This is a genomic window from Arthrobacter sp. V1I7 (assembly GCF_030817015.1).
Classification (GTDB): domain Bacteria; phylum Actinomycetota; class Actinomycetes; order Actinomycetales; family Micrococcaceae; genus Arthrobacter.
In genome coordinates, this window is the sequence record NZ_JAUSYS010000002.1 from 37,839 (window position 1) to 61,943 (window position 24,105).

20 protein-coding genes are annotated in these 24,105 nt (G+C 64.0%); 12 read left to right on the plus strand and 8 right to left on the minus strand.

Features of this window, described 5'->3' with window-relative positions; translation table 11 throughout:
* Positions 1 to 1,303: 1,303 nt before the first annotated feature.
* The 4 genes from QFZ69_RS22660 to QFZ69_RS22675 all read right to left on the minus strand — a co-directional run bounded on the left by QFZ69_RS22660 (position 1,304) and on the right by QFZ69_RS22675 (position 5,453).
* Positions 1,304 to 2,116, minus strand: a complete 813-nt coding sequence (locus QFZ69_RS22660; protein ID WP_307000581.1) for an IclR family transcriptional regulator — start codon at positions 2,114 to 2,116, stop codon at positions 1,304 to 1,306.
* Between the two features lie 309 nt (positions 2,117 to 2,425).
* Positions 2,426 to 2,707, minus strand: a complete 282-nt coding sequence (locus QFZ69_RS22665) for a hypothetical protein (RefSeq protein ID WP_307000583.1) — start codon at positions 2,705 to 2,707, stop codon at positions 2,426 to 2,428.
* A gap of 466 nt (positions 2,708 to 3,173) precedes the next feature.
* Entirely contained in the window at positions 3,174 to 4,649 is a 1,476-nt protein-coding gene (locus QFZ69_RS22670) for an NAD(P)/FAD-dependent oxidoreductase (RefSeq protein WP_307000585.1), read from the minus strand.
* 330 nt (positions 4,650 to 4,979) lie between these two features.
* Entirely contained in the window at positions 4,980 to 5,453 is a 474-nt protein-coding gene (locus QFZ69_RS22675) for a glycoside hydrolase family 15 protein (protein WP_307000587.1), read from the minus strand.
* Between the two features lie 103 nt (positions 5,454 to 5,556).
* Between QFZ69_RS22675 and QFZ69_RS22680 the strand changes: the two genes are divergently transcribed.
* Positions 5,557 to 6,117 carry a CGNR zinc finger domain-containing protein gene (locus tag QFZ69_RS22680; protein WP_307000589.1) on the plus strand — a complete coding sequence of 187 codons (561 nt, stop codon included), beginning with the start codon at positions 5,557 to 5,559 and terminating at the stop codon, positions 6,115 to 6,117.
* A gap of 10 nt (positions 6,118 to 6,127) precedes the next feature.
* Here the strand turns inward: QFZ69_RS22680 and QFZ69_RS23440 are convergent, their stop codons facing one another.
* Positions 6,128 to 6,496, minus strand: a complete 369-nt coding sequence (locus QFZ69_RS23440; RefSeq protein ID WP_373463163.1) for a nitronate monooxygenase — start codon at positions 6,494 to 6,496, stop codon at positions 6,128 to 6,130.
* A gap of 660 nt (positions 6,497 to 7,156) precedes the next feature.
* Between QFZ69_RS23440 and QFZ69_RS22690 the strand changes: the two genes are divergently transcribed.
* The 3 genes from QFZ69_RS22690 (at position 7,157) to QFZ69_RS22700 (ending at position 9,665) form a co-directional block, all read left to right on the plus strand.
* Positions 7,157 to 7,600 carry a VOC family protein gene (locus tag QFZ69_RS22690; RefSeq protein ID WP_307000594.1) on the plus strand — a complete coding sequence of 148 codons (444 nt, stop codon included), beginning with the start codon at positions 7,157 to 7,159 and terminating at the stop codon, positions 7,598 to 7,600.
* Positions 7,597 to 9,033, plus strand: coding sequence for an NAD(P)/FAD-dependent oxidoreductase (locus tag QFZ69_RS22695; protein ID WP_307000596.1), 1,437 nt, complete (start codon positions 7,597 to 7,599; stop codon positions 9,031 to 9,033). Before QFZ69_RS22690 ends, QFZ69_RS22695 begins: the two co-directional genes overlap by 4 nt.
* Positions 9,034 to 9,410: 377 nt before the next feature.
* Positions 9,411 to 9,665: a hypothetical protein gene (locus QFZ69_RS22700; protein WP_307000598.1), complete on the plus strand. Its 255-nt coding sequence runs from the start codon at positions 9,411 to 9,413 to the stop codon at positions 9,663 to 9,665.
* Positions 9,666 to 10,442: 777 nt separating this feature from the next.
* On the opposite strand, the gene QFZ69_RS22705 is transcribed toward QFZ69_RS22700, so the two are convergent.
* The gene (locus QFZ69_RS22705; protein WP_307000815.1) at positions 10,443 to 12,275 is read right to left on the minus strand and encodes a glycoside hydrolase family 15 protein; all 1,833 of its coding nucleotides are present in this window, start codon (positions 12,273 to 12,275) and stop codon (positions 10,443 to 10,445) included.
* Between the two features lie 1,192 nt (positions 12,276 to 13,467).
* On the opposite strand from QFZ69_RS22705, the gene QFZ69_RS22710 reads away from it, so the two are divergent.
* From QFZ69_RS22710 to QFZ69_RS22720, 3 genes are all read left to right on the plus strand, one after another.
* A complete protein-coding gene (locus QFZ69_RS22710) occupies positions 13,468 to 13,923 on the plus strand; it encodes a VOC family protein (RefSeq protein ID WP_307000600.1) in 456 nt (151 codons plus the stop codon).
* A 398-nt stretch (positions 13,924 to 14,321) separates the two neighbouring features.
* Positions 14,322 to 14,537: a hypothetical protein gene (locus tag QFZ69_RS22715; protein ID WP_307000602.1), complete on the plus strand. Its 216-nt coding sequence runs from the start codon at positions 14,322 to 14,324 to the stop codon at positions 14,535 to 14,537.
* Between the two features lie 108 nt (positions 14,538 to 14,645).
* A complete protein-coding gene (locus QFZ69_RS22720; RefSeq protein WP_307000605.1) occupies positions 14,646 to 16,052 on the plus strand; it encodes an NAD(P)/FAD-dependent oxidoreductase in 1,407 nt (468 codons plus the stop codon).
* 121 nt (positions 16,053 to 16,173) lie between these two features.
* Here the strand turns inward: QFZ69_RS22720 and QFZ69_RS22725 are convergent, their stop codons facing one another.
* Both QFZ69_RS22725 and QFZ69_RS22730 read right to left on the minus strand, forming a co-directional pair.
* Complete coding sequence (locus QFZ69_RS22725; protein WP_307000608.1) at positions 16,174 to 17,199, minus strand: sugar phosphate isomerase/epimerase; 1,026 nt, start codon at positions 17,197 to 17,199, stop codon at positions 16,174 to 16,176.
* Between the two features lie 56 nt (positions 17,200 to 17,255).
* Positions 17,256 to 18,509, minus strand: coding sequence for an ROK family transcriptional regulator (locus QFZ69_RS22730; protein WP_307000611.1), 1,254 nt, complete (start codon positions 18,507 to 18,509; stop codon positions 17,256 to 17,258).
* A gap of 118 nt (positions 18,510 to 18,627) precedes the next feature.
* On the opposite strand from QFZ69_RS22730, the gene QFZ69_RS22735 reads away from it, so the two are divergent.
* The 5 genes from QFZ69_RS22735 (at position 18,628) to QFZ69_RS22755 (ending at position 24,047) form a co-directional block, all read left to right on the plus strand.
* Positions 18,628 to 19,722: a Gfo/Idh/MocA family protein gene (locus QFZ69_RS22735; RefSeq protein WP_307000613.1), complete on the plus strand. Its 1,095-nt coding sequence runs from the start codon at positions 18,628 to 18,630 to the stop codon at positions 19,720 to 19,722.
* 47 nt (positions 19,723 to 19,769) lie between these two features.
* On the plus strand, positions 19,770 to 21,062 hold the full coding sequence (locus tag QFZ69_RS22740) for an ABC transporter substrate-binding protein (protein ID WP_307000616.1): 1,293 nt from the start codon (positions 19,770 to 19,772) through the stop codon (positions 21,060 to 21,062).
* A gap of 1 nt (position 21,063) precedes the next feature.
* A complete protein-coding gene (locus QFZ69_RS22745; protein ID WP_307000618.1) occupies positions 21,064 to 21,987 on the plus strand; it encodes a carbohydrate ABC transporter permease in 924 nt (307 codons plus the stop codon).
* Positions 21,984 to 22,898, plus strand: coding sequence for a carbohydrate ABC transporter permease (locus QFZ69_RS22750; protein WP_307000620.1), 915 nt, complete (start codon positions 21,984 to 21,986; stop codon positions 22,896 to 22,898). Before QFZ69_RS22745 ends, QFZ69_RS22750 begins: the two co-directional genes overlap by 4 nt.
* 87 nt (positions 22,899 to 22,985) lie before the next feature.
* Positions 22,986 to 24,047: a zinc-binding dehydrogenase gene (locus tag QFZ69_RS22755; RefSeq protein WP_307000622.1), complete on the plus strand. Its 1,062-nt coding sequence runs from the start codon at positions 22,986 to 22,988 to the stop codon at positions 24,045 to 24,047.
* Positions 24,048 to 24,105: the final 58 nt, after the last annotated feature.

The following is a 24,105-nucleotide window of genomic DNA, read 5'->3' on the forward strand; positions in this document are numbered from 1 at the left end:
GCAGACGATCACTCAATGGTCTATGACAAGGACAACAGCCAAGCCCACTGGCCCGGGCTAAACCCGGACAAAATCGCCCGAGTCATCGGAATGGAAGTTGGCTCCCCCCAAAGGTGCCCCGCATGAGCGGCGGAACCGGTATTACCGTGGTCGGCAACCTCACCGCGGGCCACGAGCTGCACTCCACCGGACCCAGGACGGTTCTTCCCCGCTGCACCATTGCCTCCACCCCCGGACCATCGATCCCCGGACAGGACAGTGGGCGAACGGGGAGGCGGTGTTCGTGACCGCCACGGCTCCCGTCGGACAGGTTCGCCCTGTCACCCCGGGAGTATGGGGACGATAAAAAGTGGTTCGGCCCGGCCGGCAGCCCCGCAGGGCTATCAACGTGCCGGCCCCCCCACACCGAACCGTCCCTGACATGGCTCGATTGCCGAAACGTCCGGGAACGATTGATCCGGGACTGCTGGCGGAGCCGCCGAACGAACGTTACGGAACGCGGCTCGCCGGCTGGTTGGACATCTTCGTAACCGTAACTGTTATCTTCCCGGCCGTGTCCCGGCTTGCGGACCGAGCATTCAGCTTGCCGGACGTCCTGCTGGTCGCAGCGGGCGGGGTCCGGCTGGTGTTCTGGACGGTCCGGCTGGTGCTGTCGGCTGAGGCAAGGAACCCCGGACCTTCCGGCCAAAATCGTTAATTGGGCCGTGGGACGGTGTGGCTAGCAATGCCCGGACCCTTTCGGCTCACTTTCAGCCGTAGGTTTACATAACGCCCGTTATCGGCGTCTGCTATCTGCTCTCATTATCAGAGCGAAACGCGCATTCGATCAGAAGGATCCTGAAGTAAGGCCCGTTTGGCGGCGATTTTTCCGGAGGAGTTACCTCAGTACGTACGGCAAGATGAACCTTGGTGGCAGGGTGCCAGGGATCGTCGAGCTCGAGCTAGCGGTACGCGGTCTCCCCCACCCCGTGTCGCATGGATCTCCGTCCATACCGTCCCCTATGTCAAGATGAACCTGAGGCGGAGCGAACATGACGGACTCGAGGGGGCAGCCACACTCGCTTCAGATCCGCCAAGGACCGAGTCTGCCCCCGCGCCCTGACTCGAGCAGAGATTGCAGTCCTTGCCGCTGAGCAGGCTACTCTGATCGCGGAATTTGAGGGTTCTTGCTCGAAGGTTGACATACAGATTTGGATCAGGGATCGCACTACTAGCCGCCGCGAGACCCATCAATCCGACTCGCTCCCGAAAGGTCAACTGGCGGCGGCTCCAGAGCTGAACCCGCGGGCATACCTTCGGGAAATCAAACAAGCCCCGCCTTCCAGGCAGTGCCATGCAAGGTATCCTCATCCAACTGTTGGAGCTGGTGGGTAATCCGGTGGGCTTCCTCCGTCAGGAGCCTGCCCAGGAACTCCTGCCGGTCTTCGCGGAAGCGCGGCTCAATTCCGGTCAGGGACAAAGCCCAGGCCGGGCGTCCGGCCGGGTCGAACACCGCAGCGCTCATCCCCCAGCTGCCTTCCAGCACCAGCCCGGGATTGACGGAGTACCCCGTCTCACGGGTTCGTTGCAGGTTGGCCCGGACCACGGCCTCACTGTGCCCCTGCGCAAACGTGCCGGCGTGGGCGGGCCAGTCGGCCAGGATCTGCTCCTGTTCACCCTGCGGCAGGAATGCCACGATGGCGGTGCCTGCAGAGGCTACGCCGAGGGGAAACCTGACGCCCTCATGCAGCACAAACGAGCGCACCGGGTAGCTGCCTTCCTCGCGAAGCAGGCAGACGGTCTCGGCTTCCCTGCGGATGGAGAAGAATGCGCTTTCGCCGGTTGCATCGGCCAGCCGGCGCAGGCTGGGCCTGGCGATTTCCTCCACAGGAAAACGCGCCGAGGCCACCGATCCCACCAGCAGGATCTCCGGGCCGAGGACCCATTTGCCGGTCTTGGCGTCACGGTCCAGTAGTCCTTCGGCAGCCAGTGAGGTGAGGAGCCGGTGGACCGTGGGCCGGGTGAGCCCGGATTCGCGCACGGCTTTCCCAAGGGAGCTTCCTTCGGGGCGTCGGCCCACAATGCGCAACAGTTCGGCGACGCGGCTCACGACTCCCTGAACGGGCATCTGGTTCATTTTCTCCTCGATCATCCATAATGTGGATTCTCTTTATCAAAAAGTATTTCCGACCGCCCTAAGTGGGTGGGCGTACCTATTACTGAGTGCAGGACTAGCGCATGCCCACCAAGCCGCTGGCCTTCTCAGAAATCGGGCAGCTAGCTGGGGAGTCGGCTTCGGGGTGGAAGTACCGTCCCACGCACCATGTGGCGCTTCTGCCCCCGATGTGACGGGCATGGATGAGCAGCAGTTGTTCGTGTAGGAATTCCCCGGCTGAGCCGAAAACCAGCTGAGGTGCTCCGCCGAGGCTGCTGAGGACCAGCTGAGTCAGCCACCGATGATGGTGTGAATGAACTTCTGCAGGGCAGGAATGATCTGTAGTCCAGCACTCGTCGCCAGCCCAGCCGTCATCGCCCCGGCCGCCTTTGCTAGCAGGCCTTCCTTCCGAGGTTCAGGCATGTCGGCTTCAGCACATAGCTCTGCCATCTGCTTTGCCAATTCGGGTCTGGACTGGACAGCGGGATCGTCCTCGAGCTGGCACAGGGTCATGGGAGAGAACAAGATGTATTTTTTCCTTTCAAAAGCGTGCAGTTTGATCGAGACCGCCACTGCGTAGGCCTATTCATAGGGACTGGACTTGCCGAGCCCGGGACCAACCGCACGACATGGGGGCCCACGGTGCCCAGAAGTCCACGTGGACAGGCCGGTCGTTCTGGAGAACGTCTGCCTGGAATGTGGAGGGCTTGTTGTTCGAACTGACACGGGTTCCTGTTACCCCTACTTGTTGGTAGCAGGAAGAATTCAGAAGTGAAGCGTTAGGTGCTCTACGGATGTATCCCCGGAACGGGAAAGGCCGGCTACGGCATGCCCGGCGATCTCGGCCGCAGTTATGACTGGAGGCAGGGGCATGACCACGCGGGAGGCTCCCCGCAGAGTGGTGTCTCCGTGAGTTCCGGGGCTCAGGCTGATGAGGCCGCTGCGATGCCCATGTGCCCCTCCGACCCTGGGGCCATTCGGCCGGCGTGGTGTCTTCTCCGCACGATGGGAGAAGACACCGTGCTAACCCAGCGGGCGTCTAGTTGGAGGGGCGCCCGTAGGTTTCGAGGAGCCGGAGCCAGACCTCGTTGACTGTGGGGTAGGCCGGTACGGCATGCCACAGGCGGTTGAGCGGGACTTCCGAGACGACCGCGATGGTCGCGGCGTGCAGGAGTTCGCTTACGTCGGGGCCGACGAAGGTCACGCCGAGCACGACTTTGCGCTTCTCGTCCACGACCATCCGGGCGGTGCCGGTGTAGCCGTCGGCCCGCACGCTCGCGCCGGCGACGTGCCCGATCTCGTAGTCGACCACCCGGATGTCATAACCGCTCCTGCGCGCGGCCGCGGCGGTGAGGCCCACGGAGGCGATCTCGGGGTCGGTGAAGGTGACCTGCGGGACGGCCTGATGGTCGGCGGTGGCGACGTGGGTTCCCCAGGGCGCGTCCGATACTGGTGCTCCGGCCGCGCGGGCGGCGATGACGTCACCGGCTGCGCGGGCCTGGTACTTTCCCTGGTGGGTGAGCAGCGCACGCTTTGTCACGTCGCCGGCGGCGTAGAGCCAGTCGAAGCCCGGAACCAGCATGGTGTCATCGGTTTCGATCCAGCCGCCGGGCGTGAGCCCGACCGCGTCCAGGCCGATATCCCCGGTGCGGGGGGTGCGGCCGGTGGCGACGAGGACTTCCTGGGCGGTGATGGTGCTGCCGTCCCCGGTCTCGAGGGTGACACCGTGTTCGTTCCGGGTGACGCGGGTGGTTTTCGTATCGAGCATGACGGTGACACCCTGCTCACGGAGGGCTTCCGCGACCAGCTCCCCGGCGAACGGCTCCATGCCGGAGAGCAGCCCGCCGATGGAGATCAGGGTTACTGCCGTGCCAAAAGCTGCATAAACCGTTGCCATCTCGGCACCGACAACGCCGCCGCCGATGATGGCCAGGCTCTCAGGAACCGACCGGGCGCTGGTTGCCTCGCGGCTGGTCCACGGCCGGGCATCAGCGAGTCCGTCAATGTCGGGCAGGAGCGCGTCGGATCCGGTCGTGACGGCCACGGCATGGCGTGCGGTCAGCTTCGTGATGGTGCCGTCGTAGGCGGTGACGGTGACCTGCTTGGGTCCGGTGAGCCGGCCGTGGCCGCGGACCAGGGCAATGCCGGTGCTGTCGAGCCACCTCACCTGCCCCTTGTCGGACCAGTTGCCGGCGAAGGAGTCCCGGCGTGCCAGCACTGCCTGCACGTCCAGGTCACCGGTCACGGCCTGCGCGGCGCCGGGGACCTGCCGGGCTGCGCGCAGCACCTGGGCCGAGCGCAGCAGCGCCTTTGAGGGCATGCATGCCCAGTAGGAGCATTCGCCACCGACGAGCTCGTTCTCGACAATCACTGCGGTCAGGCCGCCCTGCACCGCGCGGTCGGCAATGTTCTCTCCCACGGCACCGCCGCCGAGCACGATCAGGTCATATTCCGCCGAACCGTTCGGGGCGTGCTTCAGTGCGTCTGTCGGCTTCTCGGTGGTGGACTGCGCCATTTGTGGTTCCTTATCGGTTGGTTTCGACGGTCTAGGTGCTTGCGCCGCCAGGCGAGAGCTGGCGGGATTGTCAGGGAAGAGCTGAGGAGTGCGGTAGCCGCTTTTGCGTCACCGGTTCAACTGGTAACGATATTTGCATACCCAATCGTTACCTGTCAAGTGGGTGACGATGCGTGCTCGACCATTGGTGGATCCGGCATGCTCGGCGACGGCCACGCCAGAAGCGGCAGGGGGCCGCATGGCCGGAGCGGAGCGTTCGGTGGATTGGTCCCGTATTGCCGTTTCGCGGAGTTCGTCAAAGTTCTTACGCGGCGATCGCTGGTAGGGCTCCTATGATTTGCGTTTTGCGCGTCTTTCCGCCTGGTGGATGGCCCACGCCGCGTTGAGAAGCCCTATATGACTGAAAGCCTGGGGGAAGTTGCCAAGCAGTTCGCCGCTGGTGGAGTCCACTTCCTCGCTGAGCAGTCCCACGTCATTGGCGTAGCTTATGGCGCGTTCGAACACTTCTCGTGCGTGTCCGGTCCGGCCGGCCAGGGCGGAGACTTGGGCGAGCCAGAATGTGCACAGCAGGAAGCTTCCCTCATCGCCGCCCAGGCCGTCGATGCCGGTGTCGGTCCGGTAGCGCAGCAGCAGGCCCCGTGAGTCCATAAGATGCTTCTCGATGGCGTCCAGGGTGGAGAGCACCCGGGGATCCGGGGGGGAGAACCCCACAATGGGAAGCATCAGGGCCGCGGCATCAAGGTCGGCCGAGTCAAAGTGCTGGGTAAATGCCCCGACTTCCTCGCTCCAGCCGTGTTCCAGCATTGCTTCGCGGATGCGTCCGGCGTCCGCTCTTTGTCGGTGGGTACCGTGGCTGGTTTAGCAGGTGACGATTGCTTTAACCGCCGTCACCTGTCAAGCTGGTGACATGAAACATTCATTCGTCTGCGGCAATCCGGCCCTCGACTTCGCCTCCACGTTTGGCTCACGGCTTGGGGTGCCTGTCGAAATGTTCCCGTCGCCGGAGAGCCTGGACTCCTGGTTCCGCGAATCCGGGATCGTCGACGGGGACACCAAATTTCAACCGGCAGACCTTGAGCAGGCCATCGTGGTCCGGGATGCCATCTACTCACTCGTGCACGCCAGGATAGCCGGGGACGCCTTCGACGGCGATGCCCTCTCCATCGTGAACGACGCGGCCCGCACGCCGCCCATCGTTTTGCAGCTCACGCGGGATGGTCGAGTGACCGAAGCAACCCCGGCCCAGGCGCTGTCGGCCGTGGCACGTCACGCTATCGAGGTCCTCGGCGGTTCCGATGCGCCGCTGCTCAAGGAGTGCGCGAGGCACGAGTGCACCCGGGTCTACATCGATCGGTCCCGGGGCAAACGCCGGGAGTGGTGCGCCATGGACCCGTGCGGCAACATGATGAAAGCGGCCGCCTACCGTGCCCGCAAACGAGAAGAGAAGCTCCCGGCGGCCGGCAAATAGCCGCCACGCTTCAGCGGAGCTTCCTGCGCCCGGGTGGTGGGTGGGGCGAGGTTGGATTAAATCCGGTGCCCGCCCAGAGGTTGGTCCGGCCGGGATCACCGGCCCCGGCCGCGGCGGCCCTCGGGGGACGGGTCAGGTGATGAATTTCCGGATATCCGAAGGGCACCGCGAGGCGGGCTGGGTCGTGAAGTCGTCGTACAGGCCCCGCGCATACCTCCCGGAGAACTGAACGCCGATATCTTCGGTGTCCAGCCTTCGTGTCGGCCGCCGACGTAAATCCAGCAAAGGAGAGGGCGGCCCGATGCGCCGCTCCGATGCTGGCTTCGTCTGCCCGCAGAAACGCCGTGCCGGCCTGGACTGCCGCCGCACCCTGCGACACCGCGGCCCGCGTATCTGCCCTGCGATAATGCCGCTCGCTGCAATGAACGGGATTCCCAGGTCGGACAAGTCATTGAGCAGCACGTGCGGGAGCGTCCTCCCGGCCGGTCCGGTTTCATCGACGGCACCCCTGCCCGCCACTTTTGGGCCCTGGATGCAGAGCACGTCCGCCCCTGCGGCCATCGCCAGCTTCGCTTCGGCGCGCGAGACCACCGTCGCGGTCACTGACACGCCTCATTCTTGCAGCGTGGAGACGATGCCCGCCGCCGGCACATCGCAGGCCACGGGCACGATGGCGGGGGCTGGTTCGCATGGGACGCCGGGCTTGCTTTGCCGATCCCGCCCGACGTTTCTGACTTCCAAGCTTTAGTAGTGAGAAGACCGGGGCCTACTGCCGGCGTGCCAGGCTGCCGGCCGCCAAGGGCCCCCTGCCGCTTCTGGCGTGGCCGTCGCCGAGCATGCCGGATCCACCAGCTGCCAGAGCACCCGAGTAACCCCCTTGACAGGTGACGACATCGCGTGCAAATATCGTTACCAGTTGAAGCGGTGACGAAGAAGCGATCCGGACGGCAACACCTGGTTCCTCCAGGAAATCAACACCCGGGCACCCGGGCGATGAGCGCACAACCAACTACTAAACAAACAAAAGGGATTTATCATCATGGATTTGAAGCTTGAAGTACTGTTCGTTCCCGTTTCCGACGTCGATCGGGCCAAGGCCTTCTACGAATCGCTCGGATTCCGCCTCGATGTCGATTACGTCGCCAGCGAAGAGTTCCGGCTGGCGCATTTGACCCCTCCCGGGTCGGAAGCATCCATCATCATCGGCAAGGGCGTCACCACAGCCGCACCCGGATCACTCCAGAACACGATTTTCGCCGTGAAGGACATCGTCGCGACCCGGGCCGACCTTGCTGCAAAGGGCGCTGATGTCTCCGAGGTCTTCCACTACGCGGACGGATTCATCTTCCACCTCGACCACCAGCACCGCGTTCCCGGCCCGCACCCGGAACGCGCCGACTACCAGTCCTTTGCAACCTTCAGTGACCCGGACGGCAACACCTGGTTCCTGCAGGAAATCAACACCCGGGCGCCCGGCCGATGAACAACCCGAACGGTTCAGCAGAATATGACCTGATCGTGCTCGGCGGCGGTGCCGTGGGAGAGAACATTGCCGACCGCGCGGTGCAGGGCGGCCTGACCGCAGTGATTGTCGAGAACGAGCTCGTCGGTGGCGAGTGCTCCTACTGGGCATGCATGCCCTCAAAGGCGCTGCTGCGCTCGGCCCAGGTGCTGCGCGCAGCCCGGCAGGTCCCCGGCGCCGCGCAGGCCGTGACCGGTGACCTCGACGTGCAGGCAGTGCTGGCACGCCGGGATTCCTTCGCCGGCAACTGGTCCGACAAGGGGCAGGTGAGGTGGCTCGACAGCGCCGGCATTGCCCTGGTCCGCGGCCACGGCCGGCTCACCGGACCCAAGCAGGTCACCGTCACCGCCTACGACGGCACCATCACGAAGCTGACCGCACGCCATGCCGTGGCCGTCACGACCGGATCCGACGCGCTCCTGCCCGACATTGACGGACTCGCTGATGCCCGGCCGTGGACCAGCCGCGAGGCAACCAGCGCCCGGTCGGTTCCTGAGAGCCTGGCCATCATCGGCGGCGGCGTTGTCGGTGCCGAGATGGCAACGGTTTATGCAGCTTTTGGCACGGCAGTAACCCTGATCTCCATCGGCGGGCTGCTCTCCGGCATGGAGCCGTTCGCCGGGGAGCTGGTCGCCGATGCCCTCCGTGAGCAGGGTGTCACCGTGATGCTCGATACGAAAACCACCCGCGTCACCCGGAACGAACACGGTGTCACCCTCGAGACCGGGGACGGCAGCACCATCACCGCCCAGGAAGTCCTCGTCGCCACCGGCCGCACCCCCCGCACCGGGGATATCGGCCTGGACGCGGTCGGGCTCACGCCCGGCGGCTGGATCGAAACCGATGACACCATGCTGGTTCCGGGCTTCGACTGGCTCTACGCCGCCGGCGACGTGACAAAGCGTGCGCTGCTCACCCACCAGGGAAAGTACCAGGCCCGCGCAGCCGGTGACGTCATCGCCGCCCGCGCGGCCGGAGCACCAGTATCGGACGCGCCCTGGGGAACCCACGTCGCCACCGCCGACCATCAGGCCGTCCCGCAGGTCACCTTCACCGACCCCGAGATCGCCTCCGTGGGCCTCACCGCCGCGGCCGCGCGCAGGAGCGGTTATGACATCCGGGTGGTCGACTACGAGATCGGGCACGTCGCCGGCGCGAGCGTGCGGGCCGACGGCTACACCGGCACCGCCCGGATGGTCGTGGACGAGAAGCGCAAAGTCGTGCTCGGCGTGACCTTCGTCGGCCCCGACGTAAGCGAACTCCTGCACGCCGCGACCATCGCGGTCGTCTCGGAAGTCCCGCTCAACCGCCTGTGGCATGCCGTACCGGCCTACCCCACAGTCAACGAGGTCTGGCTCCGGCTCCTCGAAACCTACGGGCGCCCCTCCAACTAGACGCCCGCTGGGTTAGCACGGTGTCTTCTCCCATCGTGCGGAGAAGACACCACGCCGGCCGAACGACCACACCAACGCAACGGCCGACTGCATCGCATCTGAGTGCCCTGCCTCCAAGCACTTGTTCCCCACACCTATAGGCATTCGACCGTCTACCGCGAGCGGACCGGCAGCGATGACGTGGCCGGTTGACATGGGTTTGCCCAGCTCGCGGCCGATGCGCGCTCCAGCAGGACGTCTTCGCCTGATCCACCAAACGCCGGGAGGTGCAGCGGTCCCGACACCCCGCACCCTCCCGGCCACCACTCCCCCGCGAACACAACACGACACCATCGGCCCGAACCGCCGGGAATGCCGCTCACAGAAAGCAGATCACTATGCACACCATGCTCGCCGGACCCTTCCACCTGGACAGCCTGGCCGACATCAGCCCTAGGCCCCTCACCATCACCGAGGGCCCCGCCTTCACCTACCTAGGCAAGCAAGTCAACAAAGGAGTCGCCATGGCGACGGAAACCCACGCCACAGCCGCCCCTCAAGGCGCCGTCGTGACTGCTCACCTTGAGCACGGGGATTGCGAGCTGACCCATACGCCATGGGCCGGCTGGTATTGCGAGACCGCAGCTGACTGAAACCGCGGCGGTGCCCACACATTCGCTTGACTCCCAGACGCCGGGAGGAGGCGCAGCCAGCTGCTCACCAGGCTGTGTTAGACCTTCCTGACGGGGTTGGTTGAGGTGTTTACCGCCCCGGTGCAGCCCGCCGGCTGCATGACAGTTCAGGCGGGATTGGCATCCGGAGAGCCGCACCATGAAATAGTCGATCTCTTCGCGGTGGCCCGCGAGGAGATGAGGCGGGCCGGTCTGGATCGGTTCGACTAGGCCGTGGCAGGCGGCGATTGCCGGCCGGCACCGACTGCGCCGCGCTGTCGCGGTACGTCATTGCCGCAATGTACGGTCTGAGAGTTGAAGCGGCCTCCGGCCTCCCGCAGGGAGGAGCTCCTAGCCGCTTCGATCCTGGTCGCGCAGGTGGTAGAGAGGACCTAAGTGTCGTACGTGCAGCCCACGAACGCTACCGATTGCCGGTCCCTCTGTCTGCTCAGATGACGTCGAAGCAGCGTCGGATGCGACTTGGCGAGTGGTCAGCGTCCTGGAGGGAGAATTCTCGACCGCACGCAAAGCGGGGGCAGATGCGTTCTCTCCCTATTTCAACTCTCAACGGGAATGTTTCACTCCCCCCTCGGCCTTGTTATGTGCGAGTTGGCCCCACCCTTTGCTCCGACTTCTGAGCTGTTTGCAGCGGATAGTGCAGAACAAGGCGAAGGGGAGCGGACCGTTCGGGGGGTTCGTCCCGCATTGCCGTTCGCGGAGTTCGTCAAAGTTCCTACGCCGCGATCGCTGGTAGGGCTCCTATGATTTGCGTCTTGCGCGTCTTTCCGCCTGGTGGATGGCCCACGCGGCGTTGACGAGCCCTATGTGACTGAAGGCCTGGGGGAAGTTGCCAAGCAGTTCGCCGCTGGTGGAGTCCACTTCCTCGCTAAGCAGTCCCACATCATTGGCATAGCTTGTGGCGCGTTCGAACACCTCTCGCGCGTGGTCGGTCCGGCCGGCCAGGGCGAAGACTTGGGCGAGCCAGAATGTGCACAGCAGGAAGCTTCCCTCATCGCCACCCAGGCCGTCGATGCCGGTGTCGGTCCGGTAGCGCAGCAGCAGGCCGCGTGAGTCCATAAGATGCTCCTCAATGGCGTCCAGGGTGGCGAGCACCCGGGGATCCGAGGCGGGAAGGAACCCCACGATAGGAAGCATCAGGGCCGCGGCATCAAGGTCCGCCGAGTCAAAGTGCTGTGTAAATGCCCCGACTTCCTCGTTCCAGCCGTGTTCCAGTATTGCTTCGCGGATGTCCCGCGCCGCGGCTTCCCATTCCGGAGCACGGTCCGCTGCATGAATCTGGCGAGCCAGTTTTACGGCGCGGTCCAGGGCAACCCAGCACATCAGCTTGGAGTAAAGGAAGTGCTGCGGCTCGCCCCGGATCTCCCAGATGCCGTTGTCCTTCAGGCTCCATTGGTGGGCTGCCGCATCGGCAAGATCGGCAAGAAAATCACAGGCGCCCTGGTCGAGGTCTCGAAGCTGCCGGCGGAGACAGAAGGCTGCGTCGAGAATTTCGCCATAGACGTCTAGTTGGGGCTGGTCCCATGCGCCGTTTCCGGCCCGGACAGGGCGGCTGCCTTTCCACCCGCTGAGCTGGGGAAGGACGCGTTCGGACAGGTCGTGCTCGCCTCGTATGCCGAACATGATCTGGAGGGGACGCTCCGGTCGGGAATGAGCCGCTGCCGCGGTCATGAAGCCGAAGAACTCATGGGCTTCGTCGGGGCAGGCCGCGACCCAGAGCGCCTGCATGGTGAAGCTGGCGTCACGGACCCACGAGAATCTGTAGTCCCAGTTGCGTTCACCGCCGATCTCTTCGGGAAGAGAGGTCGTGGGGGCTGCAACGATGGCTCCGGTGGGCTGGTAACTGAGCGCTTCCAAAACGCAACCGGAGTGATGTACTAGCTCCCGCCACGGTCCGTTGTAGCTTTGGTGGATGTCTGACCAATGCCGCCAGGCATTTTCGGTGGTGCGGAGGGCTGTCTTGATCTGCTTTTGGCTATACGGTTTTGGCAGCGGAGTGCCCAGCTTGGAGTGCTGCAACGCGAGGTAGATGCTTTCGCCCTCTGCCATCTCGAAGACGGCCGTGGCTTCGCTGTGAGCAATAGACACCGGTCCTGGAGCGCTGAGGAGAAGCCGCCCGGATCCTCCCGCGGCCACGATGCCGGAGTCGATCTGGTTCATCAAGGGGGTGACGACGCCGTACTCGGGCCGGGGACGGAAGCACATTTCAAGCGTCACCCGGCCGCTGGTGCAGGTGACGCCCCGCAGAACCGTGTGCGGCGCCCACTCTCCCAGCCGGTGGGGATCCTCGGAGTCGCCAACTTCCATAGCGTCTGTCAGAACAGCCATGCCAGATTCCGTGTGGATCATGGTCTGGAGGACCATGCCGTCCTCCACGTAGGCCCGGTCCGTCCGGGTGCAGCGTCTAGCCTGGAGTGACCAGTGACCTGCACTATCTCCCAGAATCTTTGCGAAAACTGACGGACTGTCGAACCGGGGAAAACACAGCCAATCGATTGACCCGGCGCTGCTGACCAGCGCCGCAGAGTGCCTGTCGGAGAGGAGCGCGTAGTCCGAGATGGGCAGCGTGCTCATCGCAAAGACCTCATGGCCGGCCGTATGGCCCCAGGGAGTGGTGCGGCATCGTTCGCGCCGGCGCCGGCGGCGGGCACCGAGATTCTTCGAATTGGGCAGCACTTAAAGCTCTTCATGTGCACTCCCCGCTAATCGTTTCGCACGTCATCGGAGGGCCGGAGCCGCCCCAACGGCGTTGTCGCCGTGGGGGAACCGGTGTGAGCAATTCTAGTCTCAGTGTGCCGGAACCGGACGTGCCATTGAGTAATTTCCGTGGGGTTTGTCCGGCGCCGGTCGTCCCTAAGAGTCTCCACGACCTTTTGCGGGAAGAATCCAGACCACAATCAAATTCAGAACGCGCTGCACGTCGTTGGCGCTGCATGTGGGCTGTAATCAACTTGGGGCTTTTGCGGTGTCTGAAGGCGAGAGGAACTTGTTGCAACGGGTCGTGGCCGGGACCACCCGGGTCCCCGGACCGGCCTGAGCGGAAAAGCGCTGCGGAGGACCCCTAGAGATCCGGTCGCAGGCATCTCGACGAGCGATCCGCCCGGCTAGCCAGAAAGAACGACCGAGGGAGCAACTGGGCGGCCGCCACGGCCGGCGTAGCGACGAATTTGGTCAAGTGCAGTGGACCCTGTTTGTGGCGGCTTGCGGGGGTGTCAGCGGACTGTTTCCAGGCTTTTGGCAGATACCTCGTCTATTCATAAGGCGCGCCGTAGAGGAGGGCGTGAGCCCCTGCCAGAGGAGTGCGGGAATTGAGGGGTGTCTTGCTGAACAGCTTGTGCGCTGAGATGTGATGTCCCTCGTTGTCTCGGTTGAGACGTCCCGAGAAGGGCGACGCGCGACTGCAATTTAGGCTGATGGCCCCGCCCTTAACTCCAGGGGCGTGTCGTGATTCCGATCTTCCATCTAGCCGGACTGTTGTGGGGCCGGGACGGCGTCCGGGGCAGTCGGATGCTGCTCCAGATTAGCCTGTGCAAGTGGTTATCGGAGTGGTAAATTTCTGTTCTGGGTGATTTGATTCTCCCTTATTGAGGTTGGACCTTAGTTGCCAGCCTCGTCTCCAATTCAGGTGATGAAACGCCAGCAAAGCGTCATCCCCCGCGTACCGGTTTGCCGATCGCCAAGCTACGACCCGCCCGTTGAGCCGGTAAAGCGACGCTCGCGATCGCCACCAGAGAGCAGAATAAATGTCGACGGCAGGGAGACAGATATGTCTGAGACAACCGAAGAGCTGCAGCCAATGAAGCTCGAGGTCCTCGTTTTACCAGTAAGCGACGTAGGCCGTTCCTTAGGCTTTTACCAGGGTCTGGGGTGGCGGATCGACGCAGATTTCGAGGCCGGCCCGGAATTTCGCATCGTTCAACTGACGCCACCGGGCTCGCCATGCTCTATTCATATCGGCCGCGGTATCACTTCATCGGCGCCGGGATCCGCGCAAGGCAATTACCTCGTGGTCTCCGACATTGAACGCGCCCGCGCCGACCTGATCAGCAGAGGCGCTGACGTGACCGAAGTATTCCACAACCTCTATGACACCGGCACTCCGGAACGGGTCTATGGCCATGCCCCAGACCGTACCAGCTACGGGTCATATGCCTCGTTCAGCGACCCAGACGGCAACGTGTGGTTGCTGCAGGAGGTCACCGAACGCCAACCCGGACGGTGACGATTCCCAATTCGCAGGGCGAGAAGGGAGGGAGTTTCTGCACACACAGGCCAGCCATGACGAGCATGCCCAATGCGTACGTGCCAGCACGCCCTATCGAAAAAAACGGTTGCAATCGATACTGACGGACCAAGGGTTTTCCGCTTCGACTGTGGGTTGAGAATGCGGGACTGCCGAAACCGCCTTCCACCCGTACGACCAGCCGGTTTCGGCGGCTGCCTTATCCGCAGTGTTAGCAACCAACCCACCAAGCACCAAGCAAGAAAAGGAACTGTCCTCATGGATATGAAGTTCGAAGCTCTGACCCTGTACGTCTCCGGCATTGACTTTGCCTCCGTCGGCGCCCCGGACGGCGGCAGGGGGTTCCTGCAGGAAGTCCTCACCAAGGGCCCGGGACGATGACTACGGACACGCCGGGGCAGGGCAGCCTGGACACGGCGGGCACGATTGAGATCCTCCGCGATTTGATGGCGCGTGCCGAGACGGCGCACGGCGTCTACGAGACGGAAGTGCTGAACGGGGTGCGCGACGAAGAATGGCCCCAGTGGTACGCCGAACACATGGCCCGCGCCATGGCCGAGAGCGGCTACCAGATCAGCCGTAAACAGGACTAAGCCCGGAAGCGCCTAACCTACATCGTCAACCATCCACCAGAATCAGGCGCACCCCATGGCATCTTTGGACCGTCTACCGAGGAACAGACACCGTCGACGGAGTATGACGTGATCGTTCTAGGCGGCGGGGCTGCTGGTGAAAACGTGGCCGACCGTACCGTACAGGGCGGCCTGCGCACCGTCCTGGTCGAGAACGAACTCGTCGGTGGCGAGTGCTCCTACTGGGCTTGCATGCCCTCAAAGGCGTTGCTGCGCTCGGCCCAGGTGCTGCGCGCCGCGCGCCAGGTCCCCGGTGCGGCGCAGGCCGCAAGGGGCGAGCTCGATGTCCAGGCCGTACTGGACCGCCGGGATTCGTTCGCCAGCTATTGGTCCGACAAGGGGCAGGTGAAGTGGCTGAAGAAGGCCAACATTGGACTGGTCCGGGGCCACGGCCGCATCACCGGACCCAAGCAGGTCACCGTCATCGCCCACGACAGCACCACCACGGACCTGACCGCACGCCATGCCGTGGCCGTCGCGACCGGCTCCGACGCGTATATCCCCAATATCGAGGGGCTGCGCGAGGCCCGCCCGTGGACCAGCCGCGAGGCAACCAGCGCCCGGTCGGTTCCGGCGAGCCTGGCCATCCTCGGCGGCGGCGTGGTCGCGGCGGAGCTGGCGACGGCGTACGCAGCCTTCGGGACGGAGGTCACGCTGATCGCGCGCAGCGGGCTGCTCACCGCTCTGGAACCGTTCGCGGGGGAGCTCGTTGCCGAGGCGTTACGGGAGCAGGGCGTGTCCGTTCTGCTTGACACGAAAACCAAGCGGGTCACCCGCTCGGCGGACGGCGTTGTTGTCCAGACCGCTGACGGCACCGAAATCAACGCAGAGGAGGTGCTCGCCGCGACCGGCCGGACGCCGCGTACCGCCGACCTCGGCCTCGAGACGGTCGGGCTGACGCCCGGGGACTGGATCGGGACCGACGATACGATGCTCGTGCCCGGTTTCGACTGGCTCTACGCGGTCGGTGACGTAACCAACCGGGCACTGCTCACCCACCAGGGCAAGTACCAGGCCCGCGCCGCGGGAGATGCCATCGCGGCGCGCGCCAACGGGTCGCCACTCTCCGATGCCCCGTGGGGTGATCACGTCGCGACGGCGGACCATGAGTCCGTTCCGCAGGTCACCTTCACTGATCCCGAAGTTGCGTCCGTTGGACTCACCGCCCGGGCGGCCCGCGCCTCGGGCTACGACGTCCGGGTCGTGGACTACGAGATCGGATACGTCGCCGGCGCGAGCGTGCGGGCTGCCGGCTACGCCGGCACCGCACGGATGATCGTCGACGAGGAACGCAAGGTCATTCTCGGCATGACCTTCGTCGGCCCCGATGTCAGCGAACTGCTCCAGGCCGCGACGATCGCCGTCACCGCCCAAGTCCCCTTGGACCGGCTCTGGCACGCCGTTCCCGCCTACCCAACCGTCAACGAAATCTGGCTAAGACTCCTCGAAACCTACGGCCGCCAAGCGCGTGGCTGAGCCATGTCATCGAGCCTCAAATTGGTCTGAGAGATTGAGGGCAAAGGCGGTCGTAGGCGCGTCCTGGTCTTGGTTATGGTCGTCGCGTCGGCACGACGGGCGTTTCCTCGCTGGCTTACGGTCACTCAGCCAGGATCAGTCGGTGTGGTGCTTGAAGGCGGGCGTCGGAGGGGGAGGGGTCGTTCGACGCCGGGAAGTCGAACTTTTTGAGGGCGGCGAGGGCTGCCGGTGCTCCGTGCAGGCGGTCCATGCCGGCGTCTTCCCATTCGATGGAGATGGGGCCGTCGTAGCCGATCGCGGCCAGGGCGCGGAAGGACGATTCCCACGGCACGTCGCCGCGGCCGGCGGAGACGAAGTCCCAGCCCCAGGCGCGGGTCGCCCCGGGCAGGTGTGAGCCCGACACGGTGTTCCGGCCGGTGGGGCGGAGCTTGGTGTCCTTGCAGTCCACGTGGTAGATCCGGTCCTTGAAGTCCCAGATGAAGGAGACCGGGTCGATGCCCTGCCACATGAAGTGGGACGGGTCCCAGTTCAGGCCGAACGCTTCGCGGTGGCCGATCGCCTCGAGGGTGCGGACGGTGGTCCAGTAGTCGTAGGCGATCTCGGAGGGCCGGACTTGGTGGGCGAAGCGGACGCCGCATTCGTCGAAGACGTCCAGGATGGGGTTCCAGCGGTCGGCGAAGTCCTGGTAGCCGGCCTCGATGACCTTTTCCGGGACGGACGGGGACACCGCCACGTACTGCCAGATGGAGGACCCGGTGAACCCCACCACCGTATCGACGCCAAGGGCTTTGGCGAGCCGGGCGGTGTGTTGCATTTCCTCCGCGCCGCGGGTGCGGACGCCTTCGGGGTCGCCGTCGCCCCAGACGCGCGTCCCGACGATGGATTCGTGGCGGAAGTCGATCGGGTCATCGGACACGGCCTGGCCCTTGAGGTGGTTGGAGATGGCCCAGACCTTGAGGTTGTACTTCTCCAGCACGGCGCGCTTGGACTCGACGTAGCCGGGCTCGTCCCAGCGCCAGGCGTCCAGGTGGTCGCCGGAGACGGCGATTTCCAGGCCGTCGTAGCCCCAGCCGGAGGCCAGGCGGGCGACTTCCTCGAAGGGCAGATCGGCCCACGGGCCGGTGAACAGGGTGAACGGGCGAACCACGACGATCTCCTTGGGAATAGTGTTGGCGATTTCGGCCTTAACTCGAAACTTCGCTCTTAGCCTGGAAGTTCAGCCCTCCGAACTGATGGGTTGCTGTCGGTGTCGGGACGCTTGAGCAGAAACGCCGCCCCCTCGGGGGACAGGATGAATTGCAGAGCCAGGACTGCGGCACCGAGGATGCCGGCACGCTCGTGTTGCCGACTGCTCTCCACGCGTAGCGTGCGGGTGGCCAAGGGAAGGACGCGCTGGTAAATCTCGGAGCGGATGCCGGCCAGGAATGCGTCATTGAGGTCCGCAAAGGGACCACCGATGACGATAGTAGTGGGGTTATAGAAACTGACGACCGCAGCCAGAACTTTTCCGATGCATCTGGATGCTTCGCGGACTTCCCGGCGGGCATAGATGTTTCCGTCCGCGGCAAGACGCCTCACGTCACGCGCGGTCAGGGCTTCGGTTACTCCAAGCTCTCTGAGATTCCGGGCTAAGGCCTCGCCTCCCGCCACGGCTTCGAGACACCCCGAGTTTCCGCAGGAGCAAATCGCCCCTTCGCTTTCGGGCACTTGGATGTGGCCGATGTCCCCCGCGGCACCTTGTTCTCCCCGGTGCAGCTTGCCGTTGCTGACGATGCCGCAGCCGATTCCCGTGCTGATTTTGACGAACAACATGTGGCTGTCGCCCTCGGCGCGGGCCCAATATTCGCCCAGAGCTGCAAGGTTGACGTCATTGTCCACGAGCGTGTTCGCTGAATAGCGCTGGGCGAAAAAGGCAGGAATCGGGTAGCCGTCCCACCCCGGCATGATCGGCGGCCGGACGACGGTGCCGGTTGAGTGCTCCACCGGACCGGGGACACCGATGCCGATGGCGCGTACATCTGAGGGCGACTTGCCTGCTTCCACCAACAGTTCCCTGAACACCTCGTCCATTCCGCTCAGGATCGCGTGTGGTCCGTCCGCGATGCGCAGGTCGTACGTCCTGGATGCGAGCACTGAGGCCGCAAGGTCCGTCACTGCCACTGAGCACTGGGTGGCACCCAGATCAGCTGCCAGGAGCACCCCTGCTTCGTTGTTCAGCCTGAGTTGCCCGGCTGGCCGACCGCCCGTCGAAGCTCCGATCTCTTCCAGAACCAGTCCGGCTTCGATCATTCCGTCCAACCGCTGGGACACTGTCCCGCGCGACTGTCCCGACACGTCCACCAGGAAGCTTCTGGTGCAGCCCGGGGTGCGGGCGATCGCTTCCAGAAGCACGCTGGACAGGCGGTCGTTACTGGAGGGGATGTGTTTCCGTTCGGAAACCTCTCTGCCGATGCTCATGCCTCCAGCCTCTCATACTTCTGATAAAAAAAACATAACTTTTTTATATTGCGTGCATAAGCTAGGGGACTTAGCATCGAAAGGGTAAGAAATCAGGCATTCGGCAGGGGCAATTGCAATGGGACGTTTGGGTGTAGGCATCATCGGCACGGGCATGATCGGCCAAGTTCATGCCGACGCCGCCCGGCGTTCCGGGGCCCTCATCATCGGCGTCAGTGGATCCTCAGTGGACTCCGCCCAGGCGGCGGTGGAGGCTTGGGCCTCCGAAGGCCGGGCCATGCAGGTCGAGGAGATGCTCAGCGACCCGGTGGTGAGCGTTGTCCATCTGTGCGTGCCTAACCACCTTCATGAGGCGTTTGCCACCCGGGTTTTGGAGGCTGGCAAACACGTGGTGTGCGAGAAGCCCCTGAGCCTCGATCTTGCCGGCGCCCGGAGAATGACCGAACTGGCTGGCCGCTCCGGACTCGTCGCCGCCGTCCCTTTCATCTACCGCTATCACCCGCTGGTAGCCGAGGCACGCTCCAGGACCCGCACCGGGAACGTCGGCGATGTGCGGCTGATCCACGGGTCGTACCTCCAGGACTGGCTGTCCGATCCGGCGGCTCACAACTGGCGGGTCGATGCAGCCCGGGGCGGAGCATCGCGGGCTTTCGCGGACATCGGATCTCACTGGTGCGACGTCGTCGAGTGGGTAAGCGGACACCGCCTCACGGAAGTCCAGGCCATGACCCAGACGGTGCCACGGGACCGGATCGCTGCTGGTACCGCCCAGGACCCGACCCGGACTGAGGACATCGCATGTGTCAACTTCCGGACGGACAAGGGCGCGGTTGGAACGGTCGTCGTCAGTCAGGTTTCCCCGGGGCGCAAGAATCGCCTTTGGTTTGAAATCAGCGGTACCGAGTCAGGAATTTCCTTCGATCAGGAGCAGCCGGAGGGCCTGTGGGTTGGAAGCCGGTCGGGCATCCAAACCGTCCTGAGGGATCCGGCGTTCCTCTCTCCTGAGGCCGCTGCACTGCCAAACCTCCCCCCTGGGCACGCCCAGGGATACAACGACTGTTTTGCGGCTTTCGTGATGGACGTCTATGCAGCTGTGGCCGGCCGATCCGAGGAGCGGATGCCGACCTTCTCTGACGGTGTTCGGGCTGCCGTGATCACGGATGCAGTCCTCACCTCCGCGCAAAAAAATTCATGGGTTGACGTTCAGCACTAAGCGGAGCAGCAGCTCTCTCTCTCAGTAAACAAGACAAGGAAGTCACAGTGATAAAACTCCCGTTCAAAGCGGCGGCCGCGCTCACAGCAGTTCTGGCGCTGGCCCTTACCGGATGCACCGGCGGCGCACCCGTCTCCGGCGGCAACTCCGATGAAAAGCAGATCCGTTATCTGCTCGGCCAGCCGGAGGCACCGGAAGATTTGGAACTACTCAAGGGTGACATCAAGAAGTTCGAGGAGCAGTCAGGCATCAAGGTCAAGCTCGATGTCCTGCCGGTCGACCAGCTTCGCACCGTCCTGCAGACCCAGCTCCGTTCAGGCGACGGCCCGGACGTCTTCAACTACGACACCGGCCCTGGCTTCGCCGGCGCCTTGGCCCAGTCGGGCCTCCTGTATGACCTGACCGACGCCTACAAGACCCGCAACTGGAAGATCTACGACTTCGCCAAAGACCGGGTGACTTTCGATGGCAAGACCGTCGGCGTTCCCGACCTGATCCAGGAACTGGGCGTCTTCTACAACAAAGAGATCTTCTCCCGGCTGGGCATCTCTGAGCCCAAGAGCTTTGCCGACCTCCAGGCTGCTGCGAAAACCATCAAGGACGCGGGAATCGTTCCGCTTGCCGTCAGCGATAAAGAGGGCTGGCAGGGCGGCCACCTGTTGAGCATGTCCCTCGCCAGCCGGGCCGGCTCCAAGGGCATGAGCGATCTGCTCAATGGAACGACTCCGTGGACCTCCACGGACGTCGTCGCGGCACTCGACGCGTGGAGCCAGCTGAACAAGGATTCATACTTGACGCCCTCTCCGCCGGCTGTCTCCTATGACAACGGCAATGCCCTCTTCTACTCCGGCAAGGCCGCCATGACCGCGACAGGGAGCTGGCTCATCACCGGCGTCCAGAAGAGCGCGACGTTTGACGTTGGGTTCATGCCGTTCCCTGGCGCCAATGACAAGGGAATTTTCAGCGCCGGGTTGGGATCGGGCACCTTTGTGTCGGCCCAGACCAAGAAAAGTGAGTCGGCCCTGAAGTTCCTTGACTACCTGCAGACCCCGGAACACGGACGCTGGCAGGTCGAAGAAGTGCACGCCATTCCGGCGTTCCCTGTCGAAACATCCGGCACCAACGCCTCACCGCTTTTCGCGCAGGTCCTCCAGGACACGGCCAAGATCGCAGACGGCAGCGGTGACTTCGGCTACAGCATCGACACCCTGAGTACCGACGTGTTCAACACGGCGCTGTGGGACGGATTCCAGGGGGTGCTGACCGGGCAGAAATCTCCGGAGCAGGTTTCCCAGGATTTGCAGACTGCCTTTGAAAAGTCTGCCGCAGAAGGCAAATAACATGAGCTCCGGTATCTCCTCGACCACGCCAGCGGTGACCAGGCGGGCCCAAACCCGCCTGGGCATCGCCCTCATCACACCGCTGATGATCCTGGTCGCAGTGTTCTTCGTCCTGCCGATGTGCAGCGCCATCTACTATTCGTTCGTCGATTTTGACGGCATCAATCCGAACCCGGAGTTCGTCGGACTGGACAACTACACCCGCATGTTCACCGATCCGGAGGTCTGGCACGCCCTGGGCAACAACGCAATATGGATCGTCCTGGGCACGGCGGCCCCGCTCGCGATCGGCCTTGTTCTGGCACTGCTCCTGTGGAACGTCAAGCGAGGAAACATGTTCTACCGCTTGGCGTTCTTCCTGCCCTACGTATTGCCGGGCATCGCCATCGGCATTGTCTGGGGCTGGATCTACGACCCCGTCAACGGATGGTTGAACAAGGCCCTCCAAAGCTTCGGCCTCGGACACCTGGCGACCGGCTGGCTCGGTGAACCAGACAGCGCCCTGTACGCCGTCCTGGCGACAGCGATCTGGGCCTCCACCGGGTTCATACTGATCATTTTCCTGTCAGCACTGCGAAACGTTGACACCGAACAGATCGACGCATCCCGCCTGGACGGCGCGAACGCCGCGCAACGGCTGTGGCACATCATCCTGCCCCAGATCATGCCGGTGTTCCTCATGGTCACAACGATCACCCTGGTCGGCGGCTTCAGTGTCTTCGACATCATCTTCATCATGACCGGCGGCGGCCCCGCCAACGCCACCAACGTGATGGGCACCTACGCGTACAACAGTGCCTTCAAGGTGAGCGACATCAGCTACGGAACGACCTTGGCCCTGCTGATCACGGCGCTCTCGGTGCCATGCGCGGTGCTGTTGAACCGGCTGCAACGACGGCTCTCTCTTCAAGGAACAGGCGCATGATCGACATCACAGTATCCGAGCGTGACAGGCTGCAGCTGCCCGAGGCGCTGAACCGGCCGGCGGCCACGGAGGAGAATGCCGCGAGCCCGCGGCGGAAAACAGCGTTGGCCGGGAAGCATGTACTGCTGATCGCGCTGGCACTCATTTCGCTGTTCCCGGTCATCCTGATCATCTCCACGGCATTGAAGACGGAAGCGGACGTGCGGGTGGATCCGTTCTCGTTGTTCTCCTCATTTTCTCTGGAGAACATCACGACGGCCTGGACGGAGGGACACTTCGGGGAGTACCTGGGCAACAGCCTCCTGCTGACCGTTCCCAGCACCCTTCTGGTCGTGGTGCTCTCGACGATGGCCGGCTACACCTTCGCCCGGCTGCCGTTCCGCGGCCGGTCGGTGGCGTTCTACCTGGTCGTGCTGGGCCTTCTGGTGCCGTTCTTCACCTACATGATCCCGCTGTACTTCCAGTTGCGCGGCCTCGCGCTGCTGGACACGCTCGCCGGCGCGATCCTGATCCTGACGTCCACGGGTGTGTCCTTCGGAACGTTCTTCATGCGTGCGTTCTTTTCGGACCTGCCTACGGAATTGGAGCAGGCAGCCCGGGTGGACGGGTGCTCCGAGTGGCAGATCTTCCTCAAGGTCATGCTTCCGCTGGTTGGTTCGGGCGCGTCGGCACTCGGTGTCTTCACGTTCCTGCAGAACTGGAACAACTTCCTGGTCCCGCTGCTTTACCTCCCGGGCGGGGAATTCCGGCCCCTCACCACCGGGCTGTACCAGTTCACCGGCGGCCGGTCCATCGACGTCGGCCCGCTTGCGGCCGGCACCCTGATCACGATCCTGCCCGTCATCGTGCTCTTCCTGGTCATGCAGCGCCAGGTCGCCTCCGGCTTCATTTCCGGTGCCGTTAAGGGCTGACGACGCCGGAGGGCCGGTGCTGGCTCTTTCGTACACCAACGCTAAACAAGGCGACTCGCTCAAAGCGATCGCAAGGAGATCTTCAATATGGGTTTTATGGTCAGTTTCACTTCGCCCCGGGTTGCAGAGGTAATCAGCGAGCCGGACCCGCCCCTGGGAAGCCAGGAGGTGCGGCTGCGGACACTGTTCACCGGCATCTCCGCAGGTACCGAGCTGGCCTCGTACCGCGGCACCAACCCCTACCTGAGCAAACAGTGGAACAAGGAGCACAAGCTCTTCGTCGACGGCACCTCCTCGCTCAGCTACCCGTTGGACGGCGTGGGCTACGAGGAAGTCGGCGAAGTCGTGGAGATCGGCGCCGACGTCACGAAGGTCGCTGTAGGCGATCGCATCTGGGGCATCTGGGGCCACCGGACATCCACTATCCAGACCGAGGAATACGCGGCGGCGCGCATCCTGGACCGCGACGCCGACCCCCGGATCGGCATGTTTTCCCACATCGGAGCGGTCGCACTGAACGTCGTCCTGGACGCCGACATCCACATCGGCGAAACAGTCGCGGTCTTCGGCCTGGGCGTGCCCGGACAGATCGTCGCCCAGCTGGCCAGACTCAACGGCGCCCGCGTCATCGCCGTCGACGGGATCGAACAACGCCGCCAGCTGGCCAAGGACCTGGGCGCCGACGTCGTCCTCGACCCGTCGGATGGCGACGTCGCCGCCAAAATCCGGGAGCTTACCGGTGGCCGCGGCGCAGACGTCTGCCTGGAGATTTCCGGAAACTACCGTGCGCTGCACGAGGCAATCCGCTCGGTTGCCTACAGCTCGCGTGTCTGCGCGGCGGGATTCCTGCAGGGCGACGGCGACGGACTGCGCCTGGGTGAGGAGTTCCACATGAACCGGGTCCAGGTTGTCTCCTCCCAGATTTCCGGGCCGGCACCGTCGCTGCAACACCGATGGGACAGGTACCGGCTGAACCGGACCGTCATTGATCTCGCTGTTTCGGGCAGGCTCAGGCTCACGGAGCTGATTTCCCACACCATTCCGCTGGAAGAAGCCGCCCGGGCGTTCGAAATGCTGGACGGGAATCCCCGGGATGCCCTCCAGGTGGTCTTGAGCTGCGAGGCATCCGGGAAAGAGGCCGGCGAATGATGACCCGCCTGTGCAGCACTGCCACCGGCAGGCCCACCCTCCGGACCCTACTTCTGAC

What these genes read in the sequence shown, in the direction of transcription:
- QFZ69_RS22690 (WP_307000594.1), top strand. Translation starts at nt 7,157, where the DNA reads ATGGATTTGAAGCTTGAAGTACTGTTCGTTCCCGTTTCCGACGTCGAT.
- QFZ69_RS22700 (WP_307000598.1), top strand. Translation starts at nt 9,411, where the DNA reads ATGCACACCATGCTCGCCGGACCCTTCCACCTGGACAGCCTGGCCGAC.
- QFZ69_RS22680 (WP_307000589.1), top strand. Translation starts at nt 5,557, where the DNA reads ATGAAACATTCATTCGTCTGCGGCAATCCGGCCCTCGACTTCGCCTCC.
- QFZ69_RS22715 (WP_307000602.1), top strand. Translation starts at nt 14,322, where the DNA reads ATGACTACGGACACGCCGGGGCAGGGCAGCCTGGACACGGCGGGCACG.
- QFZ69_RS22730 (WP_307000611.1), bottom strand. Translation starts at nt 18,509, where the DNA reads ATGAGCATCGGCAGAGAGGTTTCCGAACGGAAACACATCCCCTCCAGT.
- QFZ69_RS22660 (WP_307000581.1), bottom strand. Translation starts at nt 2,116, where the DNA reads ATGAACCAGATGCCCGTTCAGGGAGTCGTGAGCCGCGTCGCCGAACTG.
- QFZ69_RS22670 (WP_307000585.1), bottom strand. Translation starts at nt 4,649, where the DNA reads ATGGCGCAGTCCACCACCGAGAAGCCGACAGACGCACTGAAGCACGCC.
- QFZ69_RS22735 (WP_307000613.1), top strand. Translation starts at nt 18,628, where the DNA reads ATGGGACGTTTGGGTGTAGGCATCATCGGCACGGGCATGATCGGCCAA.
- QFZ69_RS22695 (WP_307000596.1), top strand. Translation starts at nt 7,597, where the DNA reads ATGAACAACCCGAACGGTTCAGCAGAATATGACCTGATCGTGCTCGGC.
- QFZ69_RS22755 (WP_307000622.1), top strand. Translation starts at nt 22,986, where the DNA reads ATGGGTTTTATGGTCAGTTTCACTTCGCCCCGGGTTGCAGAGGTAATC.
- QFZ69_RS22750 (WP_307000620.1), top strand. Translation starts at nt 21,984, where the DNA reads ATGATCGACATCACAGTATCCGAGCGTGACAGGCTGCAGCTGCCCGAG.
- QFZ69_RS22705 (WP_307000815.1), bottom strand. Translation starts at nt 12,275, where the DNA reads ATGAGCACGCTGCCCATCTCGGACTACGCGCTCCTCTCCGACAGGCAC.
- QFZ69_RS22710 (WP_307000600.1), top strand. Translation starts at nt 13,468, where the DNA reads ATGTCTGAGACAACCGAAGAGCTGCAGCCAATGAAGCTCGAGGTCCTC.
- QFZ69_RS22675 (WP_307000587.1), bottom strand. Translation starts at nt 5,453, where the DNA reads ATGCTGGAACACGGCTGGAGCGAGGAAGTCGGGGCATTTACCCAGCAC.
- QFZ69_RS22745 (WP_307000618.1), top strand. Translation starts at nt 21,064, where the DNA reads ATGAGCTCCGGTATCTCCTCGACCACGCCAGCGGTGACCAGGCGGGCC.